General features: G+C 73.0%; 16 protein-coding genes and 1 tRNA gene. 8 read left to right on the top strand and 9 right to left on the bottom strand.

The window, feature by feature from the left end:
- The first annotated feature begins 18 nt into the window (after window positions 1-18).
- A complete protein-coding gene (locus ACWEQL_RS08780) occupies window positions 19-1,239 on the top strand; it encodes an acyl-CoA dehydrogenase family protein (protein WP_452149482.1) in 1,221 nt (406 codons plus the stop codon).
- 52 nt (window positions 1,240-1,291) lie between these two features.
- On the opposite strand, the gene ACWEQL_RS08775 is transcribed toward ACWEQL_RS08780, so the two are convergent.
- Together ACWEQL_RS08775 and ACWEQL_RS08770 are read right to left on the bottom strand one after the other, a co-directional pair.
- Window positions 1,292-2,104: an enoyl-CoA hydratase/isomerase family protein gene (locus ACWEQL_RS08775; protein WP_452149481.1), complete on the bottom strand. Its 813-nt coding sequence runs from the start codon at window positions 2,102-2,104 to the stop codon at window positions 1,292-1,294.
- 56 nt (window positions 2,105-2,160) lie between these two features.
- Complete coding sequence (locus ACWEQL_RS08770) at window positions 2,161-2,826, bottom strand: TetR/AcrR family transcriptional regulator (RefSeq protein WP_452149480.1); 666 nt, start codon at window positions 2,824-2,826, stop codon at window positions 2,161-2,163.
- Window positions 2,827-3,055: 229 nt separating this feature from the next.
- Between ACWEQL_RS08770 and ACWEQL_RS08765 the strand changes: the two genes are divergently transcribed.
- Window positions 3,056-4,552: an MFS transporter gene (locus tag ACWEQL_RS08765; RefSeq protein WP_452149479.1), complete on the top strand. Its 1,497-nt coding sequence runs from the start codon at window positions 3,056-3,058 to the stop codon at window positions 4,550-4,552.
- Window positions 4,553-4,646: 94 nt separating this feature from the next.
- Here ACWEQL_RS08765 and ACWEQL_RS08760 read toward each other — a convergent pair whose 3' ends face one another.
- Complete coding sequence (locus ACWEQL_RS08760) at window positions 4,647-5,207, bottom strand: GNAT family N-acetyltransferase (RefSeq protein WP_452149478.1); 561 nt, start codon at window positions 5,205-5,207, stop codon at window positions 4,647-4,649.
- Window positions 5,208-5,332: 125 nt separating this feature from the next.
- Here ACWEQL_RS08760 and ACWEQL_RS08755 point away from each other — a divergent pair, with 125 nt between their 5' ends.
- On the top strand, window positions 5,333-5,962 hold the full coding sequence (locus tag ACWEQL_RS08755; RefSeq protein WP_452149477.1) for a TetR/AcrR family transcriptional regulator: 630 nt from the start codon (window positions 5,333-5,335) through the stop codon (window positions 5,960-5,962).
- Between the two features lie 89 nt (window positions 5,963-6,051).
- Here the strand turns inward: ACWEQL_RS08755 and ACWEQL_RS08750 are convergent, their stop codons facing one another.
- Both ACWEQL_RS08750 and ACWEQL_RS08745 read right to left on the bottom strand, forming a co-directional pair.
- Window positions 6,052-6,822: a HEAT repeat domain-containing protein gene (locus tag ACWEQL_RS08750; protein ID WP_452149476.1), complete on the bottom strand. Its 771-nt coding sequence runs from the start codon at window positions 6,820-6,822 to the stop codon at window positions 6,052-6,054.
- A gap of 115 nt (window positions 6,823-6,937) precedes the next feature.
- Window positions 6,938-7,013, bottom strand: a tRNA-Arg gene (locus ACWEQL_RS08745).
- Between the two features lie 632 nt (window positions 7,014-7,645).
- Between ACWEQL_RS08745 and ACWEQL_RS08740 the strand changes: the two genes are divergently transcribed.
- From ACWEQL_RS08740 to ACWEQL_RS08720, 5 genes are all read left to right on the top strand, one after another.
- Entirely contained in the window at window positions 7,646-8,197 is a 552-nt protein-coding gene (locus ACWEQL_RS08740) for a single-stranded DNA-binding protein (RefSeq protein ID WP_452149475.1), read from the top strand.
- Window positions 8,198-8,671: 474 nt separating this feature from the next.
- The gene (locus ACWEQL_RS08735; protein WP_452149474.1) at window positions 8,672-9,973 is read left to right on the top strand and encodes a Cys-Gln thioester bond-forming surface protein; all 1,302 of its coding nucleotides are present in this window, start codon (window positions 8,672-8,674) and stop codon (window positions 9,971-9,973) included.
- A 379-nt stretch (window positions 9,974-10,352) separates the two neighbouring features.
- Complete coding sequence (ettA, locus tag ACWEQL_RS08730; protein WP_452149473.1) at window positions 10,353-12,017, top strand: energy-dependent translational throttle protein EttA; 1,665 nt, start codon at window positions 10,353-10,355, stop codon at window positions 12,015-12,017.
- A 116-nt stretch (window positions 12,018-12,133) separates the two neighbouring features.
- Window positions 12,134-12,598: an acyl-CoA thioesterase gene (locus ACWEQL_RS08725; protein ID WP_452149472.1), complete on the top strand. Its 465-nt coding sequence runs from the start codon at window positions 12,134-12,136 to the stop codon at window positions 12,596-12,598.
- Window positions 12,599-12,708: 110 nt separating this feature from the next.
- The gene (locus tag ACWEQL_RS08720) at window positions 12,709-13,407 is read left to right on the top strand and encodes a hypothetical protein (protein ID WP_452149471.1); all 699 of its coding nucleotides are present in this window, start codon (window positions 12,709-12,711) and stop codon (window positions 13,405-13,407) included.
- A 39-nt stretch (window positions 13,408-13,446) separates the two neighbouring features.
- On the opposite strand, the gene ACWEQL_RS08715 is transcribed toward ACWEQL_RS08720, so the two are convergent.
- From ACWEQL_RS08715 to ACWEQL_RS08700, 4 genes are all read right to left on the bottom strand, one after another.
- Window positions 13,447-13,851, bottom strand: coding sequence for a globin (locus ACWEQL_RS08715; RefSeq protein ID WP_452149470.1), 405 nt, complete (start codon window positions 13,849-13,851; stop codon window positions 13,447-13,449).
- 69 nt (window positions 13,852-13,920) lie between these two features.
- The gene (locus ACWEQL_RS08710; RefSeq protein WP_452149469.1) at window positions 13,921-15,114 is read right to left on the bottom strand and encodes an ABC transporter permease; all 1,194 of its coding nucleotides are present in this window, start codon (window positions 15,112-15,114) and stop codon (window positions 13,921-13,923) included.
- Window positions 15,111-16,028: an ABC transporter ATP-binding protein gene (locus tag ACWEQL_RS08705; protein ID WP_452149468.1), complete on the bottom strand. Its 918-nt coding sequence runs from the start codon at window positions 16,026-16,028 to the stop codon at window positions 15,111-15,113. The genes ACWEQL_RS08710 and ACWEQL_RS08705 overlap by 4 nt, the downstream gene beginning before the upstream one ends.
- A 155-nt stretch (window positions 16,029-16,183) precedes the next feature.
- Window positions 16,184-17,200 carry an FHA domain-containing protein gene (locus ACWEQL_RS08700; protein WP_452149467.1) on the bottom strand — a complete coding sequence of 339 codons (1,017 nt, stop codon included), beginning with the start codon at window positions 17,198-17,200 and terminating at the stop codon, window positions 16,184-16,186.
- Window positions 17,201-17,454: the final 254 nt, after the last annotated feature.

Here is a 17,454-nt window from a genome sequence, read left to right as displayed (position 1 = left end):
GTTCGCCACGGAGGCAACGTGAGCACCTTCTCCCTGGACCCGGGCGCGGACCAGATCGCCGTCCGCGACTGGCTGCACGGCTTCGCCGCCGACGTGATGCGCCCCGCCGCCGCCGAGTGGGACGAACGCGAGGAGACCCCCTGGCCGGTCATCCAGGAGGCCGCCAAGCTGGGCATCTACTCGCTCGACTTCTACGCCCAGCAGTACTTCGACCCGTCCGGCGTCGGCATCCCGATCGCCATGGAGGAGCTCTTCTGGGGTGACGCCGGCATCGGCCTGTCCATCGTCGGCACCACGCTCGCCGCCGTCGCCGTGCTCGCCAACGGCACCGACGAGCAGATCGGCACCTGGGCGCCGCAGATGTTCGGCACCCCGGAGGACGTCAAGGTCGCCGCGTTCTGCTCCTCCGAGCCCGACGCCGGCTCCGACGTCTCCGCGCTGCGCACCCGCGCCCGCTACGACGAGGCCAAGGACGAGTGGGTGCTCGACGGCACCAAGACCTGGGCCACCAACGGCGGGATCGCCGCCGTCCACGTGGTCGTCGCCACCGTCGACCCGGCGCTCGGCGCCCGCGGCCAGGCCTCCTTCGTGGTGCCGCCCGGCACGCCGGGGCTGAGCCAGGGCCAGAAGTTCAAGAAGCACGGCATCCGCGCCTCGCACACCGCAGAGGTGGTCCTGGACGGCGTCCGGGTGCCCGGCCACTGCCTGCTCGGCGGCAAGGAGAAGCTGGACGAGCGCCTCGCCCGCGCCCGGGAGGGCGTGCGCGGCGGGGCCGGGCGCAACGCGGCCATGGCCACCTTCGAGGCCTCCCGGCCGGCCGTCGGCGCCCAGGCCATCGGCATCGCCCGCGCCGCGTACGAGGTCGCGCTCGACTACGCGAAGACCCGGGTGCAGTTCGGCCGCCCGATCATCGACAACCAGGGCGTGGCCTTCCAGCTGGCCGACATGAGGACCCGGATCGACGCCGCCCGGCTGCTGGTCTGGCGGGCCTCCTGGATGGCCGCCAACCGGCAGCCGTTCACCGCCGCCGAGGGCTCGATGTCCAAGCTGTACGCGGGTGAGACCGCCAAGTGGGTCACCGCGCAGGCGATGCAGATCCTCGGCGGCAACGGCTTCACCCGCGAGTACCCGGTGGAGCGGATGCACCGTGACAGCGCCATCTACTCGATCTTCGAGGGCACCAGCGAGATCCAGCGACTGGTGATCGCCCGCGCGGTCTCGGGGATGCCGATCCGGTGACGGTCTGACGGCCGGGGGCGCCAGGGCCGCCGGGGCCGTGGGCCCCCGGCCGTCAGAACCGGGGCTCGCGGCCCTCAAGGAAGGCGGCCAGGCCCTCGTGGACGTCGGAGGCCTCGCGGGAGCGACGCTCCCACGGGGCCAGCGCCGCGGCCGCCTCCTCCGGCGGGCCGGCCAGCGCCGCCTTGACGGCGCCGATCGTCTGCGGCGAACGCCGGGCCAGCAGCCCGGCGAAGTCCAGGGCGCCCCGGTCGAGTTCGGCGCCGGGCAGCACCCGGTCGGCCAGCCCGAGCGCCGCCGCCTCCGCGCCCCGGACCAACTCGCCCGAGAACAGCAGGTACTTGGCCCGGGACGGCCCGACCAGCCGGGCCAGCCGCAGGGTCGGCACCGCCGGGTAGACCACGCCCAGCTTGGCCGGGGTGATCCCCAGCCGGGCGTCGTGCGCGACGAAGCGCAGGTCGCAGGCGACGGCCAGCTGGCAGCCGCCGCCCACGCAGGCGCCGTGCACCACCGCGATCGTGGGGTGCGGGAACGCGGCCAGCGCCTCCTCGGCGGCGACGTTCAGCGCGTGGTACTCGTCGGCGCGGTCCGCGTCCCGGTAGACCCCGGCGAGCTCGGCGATGTCCGCCCCCGCGCTGAACGTGCCGCCCGCGCCGGTGACCAGCAGCGCCCGTACGCCCGGCCGCGCGGCCAGCTCGGCGAGCACCTCGGGCAGCGCCCGCCAGATCGCCAGGGTGACGGCGTTGCGCCGGTGCGGGCGGTCGAACTCCAGCACCGCGACGCCGTCCGGGCCGGTGTAGGCGTTCAGGCCCTCGGCCCGCGCCGGCAGCGCCGTGCGGTCCCGTACGAGCAGGGGCTGGTCGGGCATGCGTACCTCCGGTGGGCGCGGGCGGCGTGTACGGGAACGGGGGAGGGGGCGCCGGTTCAGGCGGGGAGGCCGGCGCAGTAGTCGCCGAGACCGTGCTCGACCAGCGCGAAGGCCCGTACCGCGTTGGCGGTCGCCTCGGGCAGCAGGTCGGCGGCCGGCTCGCCGGCCTGCGTGCGGCGCTGGTTCTCCAGCACCAGGGTCCTGCGGGCGCCGAGCAGTTGCGCGGCGGCGACCTGGGCGGTGAGCCGGTCGTGGGCCGGGTCCTGCTCGATCAGCACGGCGGCCAGCATCCGGTGGGACTCGACGCTCAGGGCGTGGACGCGGATGGCCAGCGAGGGTGTCCCGGTGATCAGCCGTACGACGTTGACCACTTCCTCCTCGTCGCACAGTCCGGTCGCCGGATCGAACTCGGCCAGCGCGCCCAGGAAGTGCTCGCGCAGCGCGGCCACCGCCGACTGCCCGGCCGCCCGCCCCCGGACCACCTCGGCCGGCTCGCCGACGTGCTCCGCCAGCGGGCGGATGACCAGGTCCTCCTTGGACGGGAAGTAGTTGAAGACGGTCATCTTCGAGACCTCGGCGGACGCCGCGATCTCGGCCACCGAGACCTGGTCGAAGCCGCGCTCGACGAACAGGGCGACGGCGGTCCGCCAGATCCGCATGCCGGTCTGGAACTTCTTGCGCTCGCGGAGCCCGAGTGCGTCGGGGTCGGTGGTCTTGGGCACGGCGCCACTGTACCAGGAACAAAGATTGACCTGGATCAAGAGTTGATCGGGATGAAGAATTGACTCGGTATATGAATCTTGCGATGGTGGTGCCCGTCCTCGACCCGAGACCACTGGGGGGTTTCCGATGGCCGAACCGGCCGTACCCGCGTCCGTTCCCGCGCCGCCCGCACCGCCTGACCTGGACGCACCGCGGGCCCCGACGAGCGACGGCAGGCGCAGGCTGGGCATGCTGATCTGCCTGGTCACGGTCATCCTGGCGGTGCTCGACCTCAACATCGTCTCGGCGGCCACCGTCCCGATCGTCCGGGACCTCGACCCCGTCCACGGCGTCGACCGGCTGCCCTGGCTGATCAGCGCCTTCGCGCTCGCCGCCACCGCGCTGCTGCCGCTGTACGGCAGGCTCTGCGACGTGTACGGCGCCAAGCGGGTGCTGCTCGGCGCGGTCGGCACCTTCCTGCTGGGGTCCGCCCTGTGCGGCGCCGCCCGGTCGATGGACCAGCTGATCGCCTTCCGGGCCCTCCAGGGGATCGGCGGCGGCGGACTGATGAGCGTCACCATGGTGGTGATGGCCCAGCTCAAGGGCCCGAAGGAGTCCGGCGGCGGGGGAGGGGCCGGCGGCATCGTGGCCGGCGCCGGCATGGCCGCGGGCCCGCTCATCGGCGCGCTGCTCGCCGACCACCTCGACTGGCGCTGGATCTTCTACGTCAACCTGCCGATCGGGCTGCTCGTCCTGATCGCCGCGGCGCTGGTGCTCGACCTGCCGCGCGCGGCCGGCCGGCGCGGCCTGGACTTCCTCGGCGCCACCCTCGCGGCGGGCTTCGCCACCGGACTGCTGCTGGTCACCGAGTGGGGCGGCAAGGACCACGCCTGGACCTCCCCGCGGATCCTCACGCTGTCCGCCGGCACCCTGACCCTCCTCGGGCTGTTCCTGTGGCGGCAGGCCACCGCCGCCGAACCCGTGCTGCCGCTCTCGCTCTTGCGCATCCCGGCCGTCCGGATCGGCTTCGCGGTGCAGGGCCTGGTGGGCATGGGCCTGATGGGCGCGATCGTCTACGTCATGCTGTACCTCCAGGTGGCGCGCGAGGTCGCCGCCACCTCCGCCAGCCTCTTCCTGATCCCGATGGCGGCCGGGATGACCGTGGTCGGACTGCTCGTCAACCGGCTGGCCGCGCGCGGCTGGTCGGTGCGCACCTTCCTCGTGGTCGGATCCGGCTGCGCCGCCGCCGCGCTGCTGCTGCTCGGGCTGAGCACCCCGACCACCCCGCTCCAGCTGGTCGGCGCCGAGCTCGTCCTGCTCGGCTGCGGCCTCGGCCAGCTGATCGGCCAGCTCGTCCAGGTCGTCCAGGAGGCCGCGCCGGGCCCGCAGCTGGGGGTGGCCACCACGGGCATCCGGTTCTTCCAGACGCTCGGCAGCGCCCTGGGCGCGGCGCTCTTCGGGACGGTGCTGGCGCGGGTCTTCGGGGCGGACGAGCCCGGCCTGCCGCTGGCGGCGGTGAGCGGGCTGACCGGGGCGGCGCACGCCCGAGCGGTGGACAGCTTCGTGGACGCCGTGGACGTGGTCTTCCTGTCCGCGGGCGGGCTGCTGCTGCTCACCCTCGTGCTGGCGCTGCGGCTGCCGGCGACGGCCGGCCGGCCGGGGGCGCCCGTGGCGGGAGCTCCGGCGGGGGCTTCGGTGGGGGCTTCGGTGGGGGCCGGGCCGGTGTCGGCGGGGGAGCGTGGCTGATCACGACGGGACGCCGCGGGCCCGGCCGGTGGAGGCGTCCACCGGCCGGGCCCGCGGCGTGGCGCGACCGTCGCCGCCTTCGCGGCCGGCGGGGTCAGGCGGCGGCGCCGTCCCCGGGCTTCCACTCGTGGGCCAGCAGCGACCAGATCTCGTAGTCCTGGCGGACGCCGTTGTGCAGGAAGTACTCGCGCAGCAGGGCCTCGCGGCTCATCCCGACCCGCTGGGCGACGGCCCGGCTGCGGGTGTTCGCGGCGCTGTTCCACCACTCGATGCGGTGCAGCCCGCGCACCCGGAACGCGTAGTCGACCAGGTGTCGTACGGCGGCGCCGATCAGCCCCCGGCCCTCGCCCGCGGGCTCGGTCCAGACGCCGATCTCGCACTTGCCGGCCTTGGCGTCGAAGCTCACGAACATCACGCCGCCGACCAGGGTGCCGTCCAGCCAGATCCCGTAGAGGCGGCCGCTGTCGGACGCCTGCTTGTCGGCGAAGTTCTGCAGGGTGGCCCGGGCCGAGTCGAGGTCGGTGGAGCGGGTCGCCCAGGGGATCCACGGGTCGGTGTTGGCCCGGGCCCGGTCGATGTGGGCCAGGAACTCCTCGGCCTGCCACGGTTCGAGCGGGCGCAGCTCGGCGTCGTCGGCGAGCGGTATCGCGTACATGGGGACCTCTCCGGTGCGTCGTGCGGTGCTGGGGGACGTGCGGGGTCGCCGGAGTGTGCGGAGCTCGGCTGCGACGATCGTACATAACAAACGTTTGGTATGTCAGTGCCGGTACGATGACGCCCATGACGCCGGCCCGTGGAGACCATGAAGCCCGCCGCCAGGACGTGTCCGAGGCGGTGTGGCGGGTGCTGTCCGCGCGCGGTTTCGAGGGGCTCACTCTGCGCGCGGTGGCCGCCGAGATGGGCGCCTCCACCGGACTGCTGACGCACTACTTCCCCAACAAGCGCGCACTGGTCGCCCACGCGCTGGACGTGCTGGACCGGCGCCACGACGGCCGTCCGCGCCGTGCCGCGCCCGCCGACGGCTCCGCCCCGCCGCCCGAGGGCCTGCCCCGGCTGCGGGCCGAACTGCTCGACAAGCTCTCGCTGGACACCGCCTCCACGGTGAGCAACCGGATCTGGGTCGGCTCCTGGGACGTGGCGCTGGCCGACCCCGAGCTCGCCACCACGCACGCCGCCCGCTACGGCCAGGGGCGTGAACGGCTGGCCGAGCACGTCGCGGACGCGCAGCGGCTCGGCGAACTCCCCTCCGCCGTGGGGGCCGAGCAGCTCGCGGCGCAGGCGCAGGCCTTCGCGCTCGGGCTGGTCGTCCAGGCGCTGATCGCCCCGGCGGAGTTCCCGGCGGAGCGGCAGATCGCCATGCTGGACGGCTTCCTGGCGGGGCTCGCGTCCCCGGCGGTGACCTCCGCCTGAGCCCGGTCGGTCGCAGGTCCCCGTCCGTCGGCGGTCCCGGTCGGTCGCCGGTCCCCTCGGCCGTCAGGACGGTCGGTTGCCGAGGGCCGTCAGTCGGCGAGGACCGTGGGCCCGGCCGCGTTGACCGCGGCCCCGGCCACCGCCGAGGCGGCCCGCTCCGGGTCGGCGCCGTGGGCGCGGCCCAGGGCCGCGACGTCCCAGGTGAACCGCTCGGTGCCGGCGGTCAGCGTCAGCTCCAGGTCGGGGGTCAGCCGCGAGGCGGTCAGGGCCGCGTCGGTGTCGGGCAGCCGTCCGTGGAGGGCCGTCAGGACGGCCCAGCCGAACGCGTCCCGCCCGTCGCGCCGCCGCGGGTCACAGGCGGCGAGCGCGTCGGCGACACCGGGGTCGTCCTCGTCGTACTGCTCCAGGAGGGGCAGCAGTTCGGGTGCGCCGAGGACGGCCGCGGCGGCGAAGGTCAGCACCTCGGCGCCCTCCTCGTCGGCCAGCAGCGCGGCGATCGGGGCCAGCGCGCGGGGGTCGCGCCGCTGGGCCAGGCCCCGGGCGCCCTCCGTACGCGGCCCGGGGTGCTCGTCCGTGAGCAGGGCGTGCAGGGCGTCGCGGAGGGCGGGCGTATCGGCGTACAGCTGGGTGCCGAGCGAGAAGGCGGCCCCTTCGCGGACCTCGGCGTCCGGGTCGCGGGTCAGCCGTATCAGCGTCCGGACCACCTCCGGCGGCGGGGGCGCGAACTCGCCGGGGCGGTCCGGGTGGTCGGGGGCGTCGAGCAGGGCCGGCAGGGCCTCCGCGGCCCGGCGGCGCACCGCGGGGTCGGGGTCGGTGGTGCGGCGGATTTCCGCCCGTACTGGTGTTTCCCGTTCGGTCACGACACGCATTGTCACGGATTGAGTGCGGTCGGTGCACGCCATTTCCGGGTCGGGGGCCGCGGGGGAGGTGGGGGCGATTGCCCCGCCCGGCCGTGGCCTGCGGGAATTCGACGGGTGGCGCCCCCAGCAGGATTCGAACCTGCGACCTACCGCTTAGAAGGCGGGTGCTCTATCCGCTGAGCTATGGGGGCGGGACGGATGTGCCCTGGTGGGCGCGGCCGTTGCCGGGATCGGGTGACGAGCGCGCGGGGCGCCCGCTGCCCCGGTCCGGAGGGTGGGGGTCGGCGGGTCCTTGCCCTGTCGGGGACAGGATAAGGGTGCCCAGTTCCTCGGCCGGGTGTAACAACACCGTCGCGGGTGTGTCGGCCTCGGTGGGGCGGTCCGATAATCGCAGGTGAAGGCCGTGAGTGCAGCGGTCTGGCGGGCATCGGACCCGGACGTTGTGCAGTCGTTACGGGGCTGCCGCCCCACCCGTTATGGATTCGGCACGGAGAAAGTCCGTTCTCCTCGCGGGTGGGGGCTTTATTCGGGTTCGTTCGGTCGGATGACGTGGGTGGATGCCGGGGCGGGCCACTCTTCGGGGTGTGCGGGACCGGTGGGGCTCCGGCCGTTTGTTGTCATGGCCGCGCTGACCGGCCGGGGTGATGGACGAGAACTCGTCAACTTCGGGCTGAAATTCACCCCTGGGAGCGTGCCCGGTTTTCCACAGGGGCGAGTTGTCCACAGGATTTCCGATCGGCCTGGCGGGGATTTCCCGGGAAGTGCACTCTCAACTCGCGGCGGTTGATTCCGTACGGTGCATCGAGGCGAACGGAGAGTGTTTGTGAACGAGACTCAGGTGACGATGATCGGCAATGTCGGCTCACCGGTGAACTACACCGCGACGGCCGACGGGGTGCCGGTGGCGAACTTCCGGCTCGCGGCGACCGGGCGCCGCTTCGACCGGACGAAGGACGGCTGGGTGGACGGCGAGACCCAGTGGGTGACGGTGGTGGCCTGGCGGGCGCTCGCGGCGAACGTGGTCAGTTCGCTGAACAAGGGCGACCCGGTCGTGGTGAGCGGCCGGTTGAGGGTGCGTGAGTGGGACGAGGGCGAGGTGCGGCGCAGCCGGGTGGAGATCGACGCCAGGTCGGTCGGGCACGACCTGGGCCGCGGGACATCGGCGTTCAGGTGGGCGGTGCGCGGGCGTGAGGGGGGTGCGGGCGGGTCGGAGACGACGCTCGGGGAGGCGGTGCCCGAGTGGATCAGCAGTGCGGTGGCGGCCCGGCGGGCGGCGGTGGGCGGTGCGGCGCCGGCTCCGGCGGCCGGTGCGGCGGGCCCGGGAGGGGTCGGGGCGGGCGACGGTGGAGGTGATCGGCAGACTGCGTTGCTCTGATGTGAAGGTATCGGGTTGATGGCGGTTCGAAGTCGGGTGAACCGCCCTCAACTGTCGACAAATACGTTGATCGAGATGGTCGTTGTACCTGATCGAGCAATCGCCGGCCGGTTATCGGAAAGATCCAGATTAACTGGCGTGGCGTCAGCTTGTGTAGGCATTGCGGGGGTTGATAACGATGCGGATACGGTATCGTCCTGATTTCGCATGGGGGTTTGCGAGACTCCGGGTGTCCCTAGGATTCGTCTGGTCACATCAAGTGCAGCTTGCGCCACAGGGGGCGCGGCAATGCAGCCGGGGCCCGCCAGTCGGCAGGGTCCGGGCCCGGAGGGATCGCAGATGTTCCAGAGGCAGGGGCGGAATCTTCCCCGCGTAGCGACTGTCATGCTCACGACCAGCTTTGTCCTGGGAGGGAGCCTGCTCGCGTCCGGTGCGGCGTTCGCGGCGGACACGCCGGGTGCGGGTGTCACGGCCGTGATCCAGCCCGACATGGTGAGCGGCGACATCGAGGTCGAGGGCAAGGGCACCATCCCCGGTGGCCTGTTCACCCTCAAGACCGCCGGTGGCCAGGAGCTCCACACCTACTGCATCGACATCGACCACCCGGTCAACACCACCGCGAAGGTGGAGTACCAGGAGTCGGACTGGAAGTCGAGCTCCCTCGGTCGCAAGGGCAAGGAGGAGGACGCCGCCAAGATCCGCTGGATCCTGGAGAACTCCTACCCGCAGGCCGACCTCAACAAGCTGTCGCAGGCCGCCGGCGTGAGCGGCACGCTCAGCCCGCAGGAGGCCGCCGCCGGTACCCAGGCCGCGATCTGGAAGTACTCGGACCACAAGACCGCCAAGCCGGTCAACCCGAAGGCCAAGCAGCTCACCGAGTACCTGGTCAGCGACAAGAACAAGGGCATCGCCGCCGAGCCCAAGCCGTCGCTGAGCCTCACCCCGGACGCGGTGTCGGGCAAGCCGGGCGGCAAGCTCGGTCCGTTCACCATCAACTCCAGCGCCAACGAGGTGAAGCTGTCCGTCACCGGTGACAGCGCCGACAAGGTCAAGCTGGTCGACAAGGACGGCAAGCCGGTCGCCGGCCTGACCGGCCCGATCGCCAAGGACACCCAGCTCTTCCTGGACGTCCCGGCCGGCACCCCGGACGGCACCGCCACGGTGGCCGCCAACGCCGAGACCGTGGTCCCGAGCGGCCGCGTGTTCCTCAGCAAGGGCTACACCCCCAAGGACCACAGCCAGACCATGATCCTGGCCGGTTCCAGCAAGCTCAGCGTCGCCGACTCGGCGAAGGCGAGCTGGAAGCAGGCCAAGGGCCCGCTGCTGAACACCAACGCCCAGATCGACTGCGAGGCCAACGGCGTCAAGGTCAGCGTGGTGAACACCGGTGACGAGGCCGCCTCGGTCACCGTCCAGCCGGGCAAGACGCTCACCGTCCAGCCGGGCAAGACCGAGACCGTCGTGGTCCCGGCCGCCGAGGACACCGCGTACGACATCACCGTCACCGGCCCGAACGGCTTCAGCAAGCAGTTCAAGGGCGTCCTGGACTGCAAGGTCACCAGCGTGACCACCCCGACCCCGACCGCCACCCCGACCACCACGGCCGCCCACCCGGCGCCGACCACCACCAGCCCGGCCCCCGGTGGCGGCGGCCTGGCCCAGACCGGCGGCAATGACGCGACCCCGATCCTCGCCGCCGTCGCCGGTGGCCTGGTCCTGGTCGGTGGCGCCGCGGTCTTCATCCTGCGTCGTCGCGGCCGTCACACCGCCGCCTGAGACACCGATCGTCACCGATCGAGGTGACGGGGTGACGGAGCGGGCGTTCAGTTAGTCGCCCGCCCCGCACCACCCGGCCCGGCCCTCCCGCTCGCGCGGAGGGCCGGGCCTTCGCCGTTCCCGGGGATCCACGCTCCGCCCGCCCACTCGCCCCACCCGGCGGCGCCGCTCCGTGGCACGCCCGCCGCTCGCCGCCGCACCCGCCGCTCCGCAGCGCACCCGCCGCTCACCGCCGTACCCGCGGCCGGTCGACGGGTCCGCGGAGGGGTGTCCGGGGTGGGGGCGTCCGGCCCACCAGGGCGTTCGGGGAGCCCGGCCGGGTGCGGCACAATGGAAGGCTGAAACCCGAATACTCCCGACGACGCCGGAGCGATCTCACGTGGCGGAATACATCTACACGATGCGCAAGGTGCGCAAGGCGCACGGAGACAAGGTCATCCTTGACGACGTGACGCTCAGCTTCCTCCCCGGGGCGAAGATCGGCGTCGTCGGCCCCAACGGCGCCGGCAAGTCGACCGTGCTGAAGATGATGGCCGGCCTGGAGCACCCGTCCAACGGTGACGCCTTCCTGTCGCCCGGCTACACCGTCGGCATGCTGCTGCAGGAGCCGCCGCTCGACGAGACCAAGACCGTTCTGGAGAACGTCGAGGACGGCGTCAAGGAGATCAAGGGGAAGCTCAACCGCTTCAACGAGATCGCCGAGCTGATGGCCACCGACTACTCGGACGCGCTGCTCGACGAGATGGGCAAGCTCCAGGAGGAGCTGGACCACGCCAACGCCTGGGACCTCGACGCCCAGCTGGAGCAGGCCATGGACGCGCTGGGCTGCCCGCCCGGCGACTGGCCGGTCACCAAGCTGTCCGGTGGCGAGAAGCGCCGCGTGGCGCTCTGCAAGCTGCTGCTGGAGTCCCCGGACCTGCTGCTGCTCGACGAGCCCACCAACCACCTGGACGCCGAGTCGGTGAACTGGCTGGAGCAGCACCTGGCCAAGTACCCGGGCACCGTCGTCGCCGTCACCCACGACCGGTACTTCCTGGACAACGTGGCCGGCTGGATCCTGGAGCTCGACCGCGGCCGCGCCATCGGCTACGAGGGCAACTACTCCACCTACCTGGAGAGCAAGCAGTCGCGCCTCAAGGTCGAGGGCCAGAAGGACGCCAAGCGCGCCAAGCGGCTCAAGGAGGAGCTGGAGTGGGTCCGCTCCAACGCCAAGGGCCGCCAGGCGAAGTCCAAGGCCCGACTGGCCCGCTACGAGGAGATGGCGGCCGAGGCGGACAAGATGCGGAAGCTGGACTTCGAGGAGATCCAGATCCCGCCGGGCCCGCGTCTGGGCAGCGTCGTCATCGAGGTCGAGAACCTCAACAAGGCCTTCGGTGAGAAGGTCCTGATCGACGACCTGAGCTTCACCCTGCCGCGCAACGGCATCGTCGGCATCATCGGCCCCAACGGCGCCGGCAAGACCACGCTGTTCAAGATGCTCCAGGACCTGGAGACCCCGGACTCCGGCAAGGTCAAGGTCGGCGAGACGGTCAAGATCAGCTACGTCGACCAGAGCCGCGCCAACATCGACCCGAAGAAGACCCTCTGGGAGGTCGTGTCCGACGGTCTGGACTGGATCAACGTCGGCCAGGTCGAGATGCCCTCGCGCGCCTACGTCTCCGCGTTCGGCTTCAAGGGCCCGGACCAGCAGAAGCCGGCCGGCGTGCTCTCCGGTGGTGAGCGCAACCGCCTGAACCTGGCGCTCACCCTCAAGCAGGGCGGCAACCTGCTGCTCCTCGACGAGCCGACCAACGACCTCGACGTCGAGACCCTCTCCTCGCTGGAGAACGCGCTGCTGGAGTTCCCCGGCTGCGCCGTGGTCATCTCCCACGACCGCTGGTTCCTGGACCGGGTGGCCACCCACATCCTCGCCTACGAGGGCGAGAGCAAGTGGTTCTGGTTCGAGGGCAACTTCGAGTCGTACGAGAAGAACAAGATCGAGCGGCTGGGCGCCGACGCCGCCCGCCCGCACCGGGCCACCTACAAGAAGCTGACCCGGGGCTGACACCCGCCGCGACGGCGGCCCGGCCGGGCCCCCCCGGGGAGCCGGCCGGGCCGCCGCCCGTGAGCCGCTCGCGAGTCTCGGAGCTCGCGGGCACCATGAAGCTTGAGGAGATTTCCGTGGCACGCCACATCTACGCCTGCCCCCTGCGGTGGTCCGACATGGACGCCTTCGGGCACGTCAACAACGTGGTCTTCCTGCGTTACCTGGAGGAGGCCCGGATCGACTTCATGTTCACCCAGGCCGCCGCGGCCGGGGCCGGGGAGTTCGCGGGCGGTTCGGTGGTGGCCCGCCACGAGATCGACTACAAGCGTCCGCTGGTGCACCGGCCCGAGCCGGTCACCGTCGAGACCTGGGTGACCAAGATCGGCGGCGCCTCGCTGACCGTCGAGTACGAGGTCAAGGACACCGCCGAGGACGGCACCGAGACGGTCTACGTCCGGGCGTCCACCGTGGTCGTCCCCTACGACCTGGTCGAGGGCCGGCCGCGCCGGATCAGCCCGGTGGAGCGGGAGTTCCTGACCCGTTTCATGGCGGACGACGTCGAGGCGCCGGTCGCCGAGCCGGCCGTGGCCGCCGCCTGAGCACCGGGACGCCCGGGAGACCGGGCGTCCGTGGCCCCGGCGGCCCGTGGCCGCACGACCCCGGAACCCCCGCGACCGCCGTCCGTCGACCCGATGTGAGCTGAACCGCGTTGACCAGCACCGCCCCCGCCGTCCTCGCCCTCGCCGACACCGGCGAGGCCGCCGACCTGGCCGCCTTCCTGGTCCGGCTGCTGCGCTTCGACCGCGCGGCGGCGGTCCGGTTGCAGGTGCTGCCCCGGGGGGTGGGGGAGGGTGTGCTGGCGGTCTTCGGACGGCTGCCGCTGGGCGGTTCCGGTGTGCTGGCGGTCCGTACCGCGCGGCTGTCCGGGGTGGTCGAGCCGGCCGACTCCACCGTTTCGGCGGGGCAGTTGCTGGACGGCGTCGACGGGGAGACCGACACCGTCGGCCTGCCCGCGCCGGTCACCGGCCCCGCCTGGGCCGGCCTGCTGCCCCCGCGCGGCGGCTGGCAGCCGGTCGCCGAGCCCTCGGCCGCCGAGGTGTACCCGGAAGTGGCCGCCGCGGTACGGGAGTTCCGCGAGCGCAGTGAGGCCGTGCCGGAGCACCACCGTACGCGCGCGGTGCTGGACGCGCTCGCCGACGAGATCTGGTCCCGGCCGCTGGCCGCCGTCCCGGAGCTGCCGCTGCGGGCCGCGCACGCCGCCCAGGTGATCGGCTTCCTGCGGCCGGCCGTCCCGCTGACCGTGCACCGGGCCGGCGGCTGGTTGCGGCTCGGCGCCCCGGCCGGTTCGATCGCGGTGCGGACGGCGGCCGCCCCGGGCGCGGGGCTCGGCCTCAGCCCGTTGCGTTAGGGCCCCGGCTCTGGCAATCCGCGGTGCCGCGGCGCCGGTTCAGCCCTCGGTGTTGACCATCGAGGCGGCCGCGTACACCAGGTAGTCCCAGAGCTGGCGTTCGGCGTCGGCGGACAGCGCGAGTTCGTCCACGGCGGTGCGCATGTGCCGCAGCCAGGCGTCGTGCGCCGCGCGGTCGACCTTGAACGGGACGTGGCGCATCCGCAGCCGCGGGTGGCCGCGCTCATCGCTGTAGGTGCGGGGGCCGCCCCAGTACTGCATGAGGAACAGCCGCAGGCGCTCCTCGGCCGGGCCGAGGTCCTCCTCGGGGTACATCGGCCGCAGCAACTCGTCCTCGGCCACGCCCTGGTAGAAGCGGTGGACCAGCCGCCGGAAGGTCGGCTCCCCGCCGACCTGGTCGTAGAAGGTCTCCTCGCTGAGCGTGCCACGCCGGATCTCGTTCACCCGACCATGGTCGCAGACGCCCGTGGGGTCGTACACCGGGACCAATGGCGTACGACCCCACGGGAGTGCCTAGGCGTCCTCCCAGCGGAAGAACCGCCAGGAGATCGCGGTGAGCACGGCCGCGAACAGCAGCAGCCCGCCCATGGTGGGCAGCGCGTCGGTGACGCCGCCGCCCCGGGAGAGCACCGACTGGGCGGAGGTGACCAGGTGCTTGAGCGGCAGCGCCTCGGAGATCGCCTTCAGCCAGCCCGGCATGTCGTCGGTCGGGAAGAAGGAGCCGGAGAGGAAGGACATCGGCAGCACGATGATCTGCGAGATGCCGTTGGCCGCCTCCTCGGTCTTGGCGAGCGAGCCGGCCAGCAGGCCGATCGACATGAAGGCGATCGTGCCGCACACCACCAGCGGCACGATCAGCCACCAGTCGCCGGTGAGCTTCAGGCCGAAGAACGGCATGGTGGCCACCAGCAGGAAGACCGCGGTCTGGGCGAGCGCGGTCACCACCGACACCACGACCCGGGAGGCGACGATCGAGATCGGGCTGACCGGGGCCAGCCGCAGCCGGCGCAGCACCTTCTTCTGCCGCCAGGACACCAGGGTCAGCGAGGCCCCGAACACGGCGCCGGTCGCGACCGCCCAGCCGAGCAGGCCGGGGGTGAGGAACTGGATCGGCTTCAGTGCGCCGTCCTCGACCTGCGAGGCCTCCAGGACGAAGGCCGGCGGCTTGCCGGTGGCGGCCTGATTGGCCTGCTGGACCACCGCGTTGACGATGCCCCGCACGGTGCCGGCGCGGACCTGGTCGGCGGCGCTGAAGCGGAGCACGACCTGCCCGTCCGGGCCCTGCTTGATCATCGCGTCCAGGTCGCCCTTGCGGACCTTCTCCAGCGCGGCGGCCTCGTCGTCCTCGCGGCTGATGGTGAGGACCTTCTCCAGTTCGGCGCGGCCCTCGCCCTGCACCGAGTCGAGCAGCTGGACGGCGCCGACCTGGACGACCTTGGAGTGGGAGGTCCCGGCGTCCTTCAGCAGGGTGCCGAAGAGCAGCAGGAACATCAGCGGGAAGAGCATGACGAAGAAGACCGCGGTGCGGTCGCGCAGGAAGGCGACCAGCATCACGCGGGACAGGCTGACGAAGGCGCTGGTCCGCTCGCGTTCGGGCGCCGCGGTGGGCCGGCCCCCGGGGCCGTCCGCCGGGGCGGCCGCGCGCTGGGCGGGGACGTCGGGGGTCAGCGGCTCCTGCCGGGTGGTCCCGCTCTGCTCGGCGCTCATGCGCGGTACTCCCGTCCGGTGAGCTGGAGGAAGACGTCCTCCAGGGTGGCGCCGCGCACTTCCAGGCCGCGCAGGGCGTTGCGGTCGCCGAGGACGGCGAGCACCGGGCCGGGCAGGCGGGTGGCGATGACCAGCGAGACGCCGTCGTCCTCGACGGAGGCGGTCTCGGCGCCGGCCTCGGCCAGCAGGGCGCGTGCCGAGTCGGCGGTCAGCTGGCCGGACTCCACGCTGATCCGTACGGTGTCGTCGATCTCGCGGATCAGGGTGGCGGGCGCGCCGGTGCGCAGGATCCGTCCGCGGTCCATCACCGAGACGCGGTCGCAGAGCACCTCGGCCTCGTCGAGGTAATGGGTGGTCAGCACCAGGGTGCGGCCCTCGGCGTTGATGTCGCGCAGGAGGTCCCAGAGGTTGCGGCGGGCCTGCGGGTCGAGGCCGGTGGTCGGCTCGTCCAGGAACACCAGTTCCGGGTCGTGGACCAGGGCGCAGGCGATGGACAGGCGCTGGGCCTGGCCGCCGGACATCTTGTCGGTCATCACCCCGGCGGACTCGCTGAGGCCGACCCGCTCCAGCATGGCGTCGGCCCGCTTGGCACCGACGCCGTAGAAGGAACCGAAGGTGCGGATGGTCTCGCGCGCGGTCTGCTTGTTGAAGAACGCCGAGGCCTGGAACTGCACGCCGATGCGCGGCAGCAGCTTCGGATTGCGCGGCCAGGGCGCCATCCCCAGCAGTTCGATGCGACCCTCGTCGGGCTTGCGGATCCCCTCCAGGATCTCCAGTGTGGTGGTCTTCCCGGCCCCGTTCGGGCCGAGGATCCCATAGAATTCGCCGGCCTCGACGGTGAGTGACACCCCGTCGACGGCCTGCACGTCCCCGTACCGCTGACGGATCCCGTCGGCGGATATAGCTGCAGTCATGTGCCGTGAGCGTACGGCTACCGGGGGGCCGCTGGCAGGGCCTGGGCCGTTTTTTTGAAGATCATTTGATGATCATTTTACTGGGCCGGTCAACGCGGCCCGGGCCGCGCCGTACGAGGGGGCCGGACCGCGTGGCCCGGCCCCTTCGTGTGCCCTCAGGCGCGGTGCATCGTGATGGTGGTCCACGCACCGACGTGGATGCGGTCGCCGTCGCCCAGCGGGATCGCGGTGTGCGGTGCGACCGGCTCGGCCCCGCCGTTCATCGTGGTCCCGTTGGTGGAGTCCTGGTCGACCAGCACCCAGCTCCCGTCCGCCTGTTCGGCCAGCATCGCGTGCTGGTGCGAGGCGCCCGGGTCCTCCGGCGGCACCGACAGGTCGATCTCCGGCACCGTGCCGCGGTGCTGGCTGCGCCGGCCGATCCGCAGCTGCCCGCGCCCGGTGAGCGGGATGCGCCGCTCGGGGCAGTACGGCGGGAAGAACAGCCCGGCCGCCTCGGGGCCGCTGCGGGCCATCATGTCGGTGAAGTAGTCGCGGTCGGCGGAGACCACGGCGATCCAGGTGGTGCGGGCCTGCTCCGCCGGGGCCGCGGGCGGCTGCTGCACCGGCGGGGCCAGGTTGAAGGAGGTGCCGAACTCCTCGCCGCGCCCGGTCCGGCCCGGCTGGGCGTAGACCGGCCCGGACTCCTCCCGGGCCGCCCCCGCGGCGGCGGGCGCGCCGCCCGCGGTGCCCGGGTAGCCGCCGCCCTGGTACGCCTCGTACGGGGGCTGCGGCTGCTCGTACGCGGGCGGCTGCGGCTGGGCCGGCGGCTGCTCGTACGCGGGCTGCTCGTACGACGGCTGCTCGTAGGCCGGGGGCTGCGGCTGCTCGTACGCCTCCGGGGCCGGGGCCGGGGGCGGGTAGCCGCCGGCGGCGCCCGGCTGCGGGTAGCCGTAGCCGCCCCGGGGCGGGGCGGGCTGCGCGGGTGCGGCCGGGGGCTGCGGGGCGGCCGGGCCGCCGTACGACGGCGGGATGTTCAGCGGGGCCGGGCCGGGCGCGGGCGGCTGGGGCTGCTCGTACGCGGGCGGCTGGCGGCGCGAGGGGGTGGCGAGGTCGTAGTCGTACCCGCACTCCTCGCAGAACCGGCCGGTCTGCGGGGTCCGGCAGATCGGGCAGACCGCCAGGCCCTCGGTCATGTCCGGGTACGCCTGCGCGCCGGGGGCCCCGAACGACGCGGGCGCCGGAGCGGGCGGCGGCACGGCGCCGTGGGCACCCGGTCCGCCGTGCGCGGCGTGAGTGCCGTGGGCACCCGGAGCACCGGGCGCACCATGGGCGCCCGGTCCGCCGTGAGCGCCCGGGGCACCCGGCGGCACGACACCCGGAGCACCCGGAGCGCCCGGCGCGCCGCCCGGGTGTCCACCGGGCGGCGGTGGCAGCGGTGCCGGCGGTG

The organism is Kitasatospora sp. NPDC004240, assembly GCF_053603215.1.
Note: the sequence above shows the minus strand (reverse complement) of the source record. Positions and strands in the feature narration are given on the sequence as shown.

Bases quoted from the DNA above. Each gene is read 5' to 3' on its own strand.
- ACWEQL_RS08700 (WP_452149467.1), bottom strand. From the start codon at position 17,200: ATGACCGAGGGCCTGGCGGTCTGCCCGATCTGCCGGACCCCGCAGACC.
- ACWEQL_RS08760 (WP_452149478.1), bottom strand. From the start codon at position 5,207: ATGTACGCGATACCGCTCGCCGACGACGCCGAGCTGCGCCCGCTCGAA.
- ACWEQL_RS08755 (WP_452149477.1), top strand. From the start codon at position 5,333: ATGACGCCGGCCCGTGGAGACCATGAAGCCCGCCGCCAGGACGTGTCC.
- ACWEQL_RS08710 (WP_452149469.1), bottom strand. From the start codon at position 15,114: ATGAGCGCCGAGCAGAGCGGGACCACCCGGCAGGAGCCGCTGACCCCC.
- ACWEQL_RS08775 (WP_452149481.1), bottom strand. From the start codon at position 2,104: ATGCCCGACCAGCCCCTGCTCGTACGGGACCGCACGGCGCTGCCGGCG.
- ACWEQL_RS08765 (WP_452149479.1), top strand. From the start codon at position 3,056: ATGCTGATCTGCCTGGTCACGGTCATCCTGGCGGTGCTCGACCTCAAC.
- ACWEQL_RS08705 (WP_452149468.1), bottom strand. From the start codon at position 16,028: ATGACTGCAGCTATATCCGCCGACGGGATCCGTCAGCGGTACGGGGAC.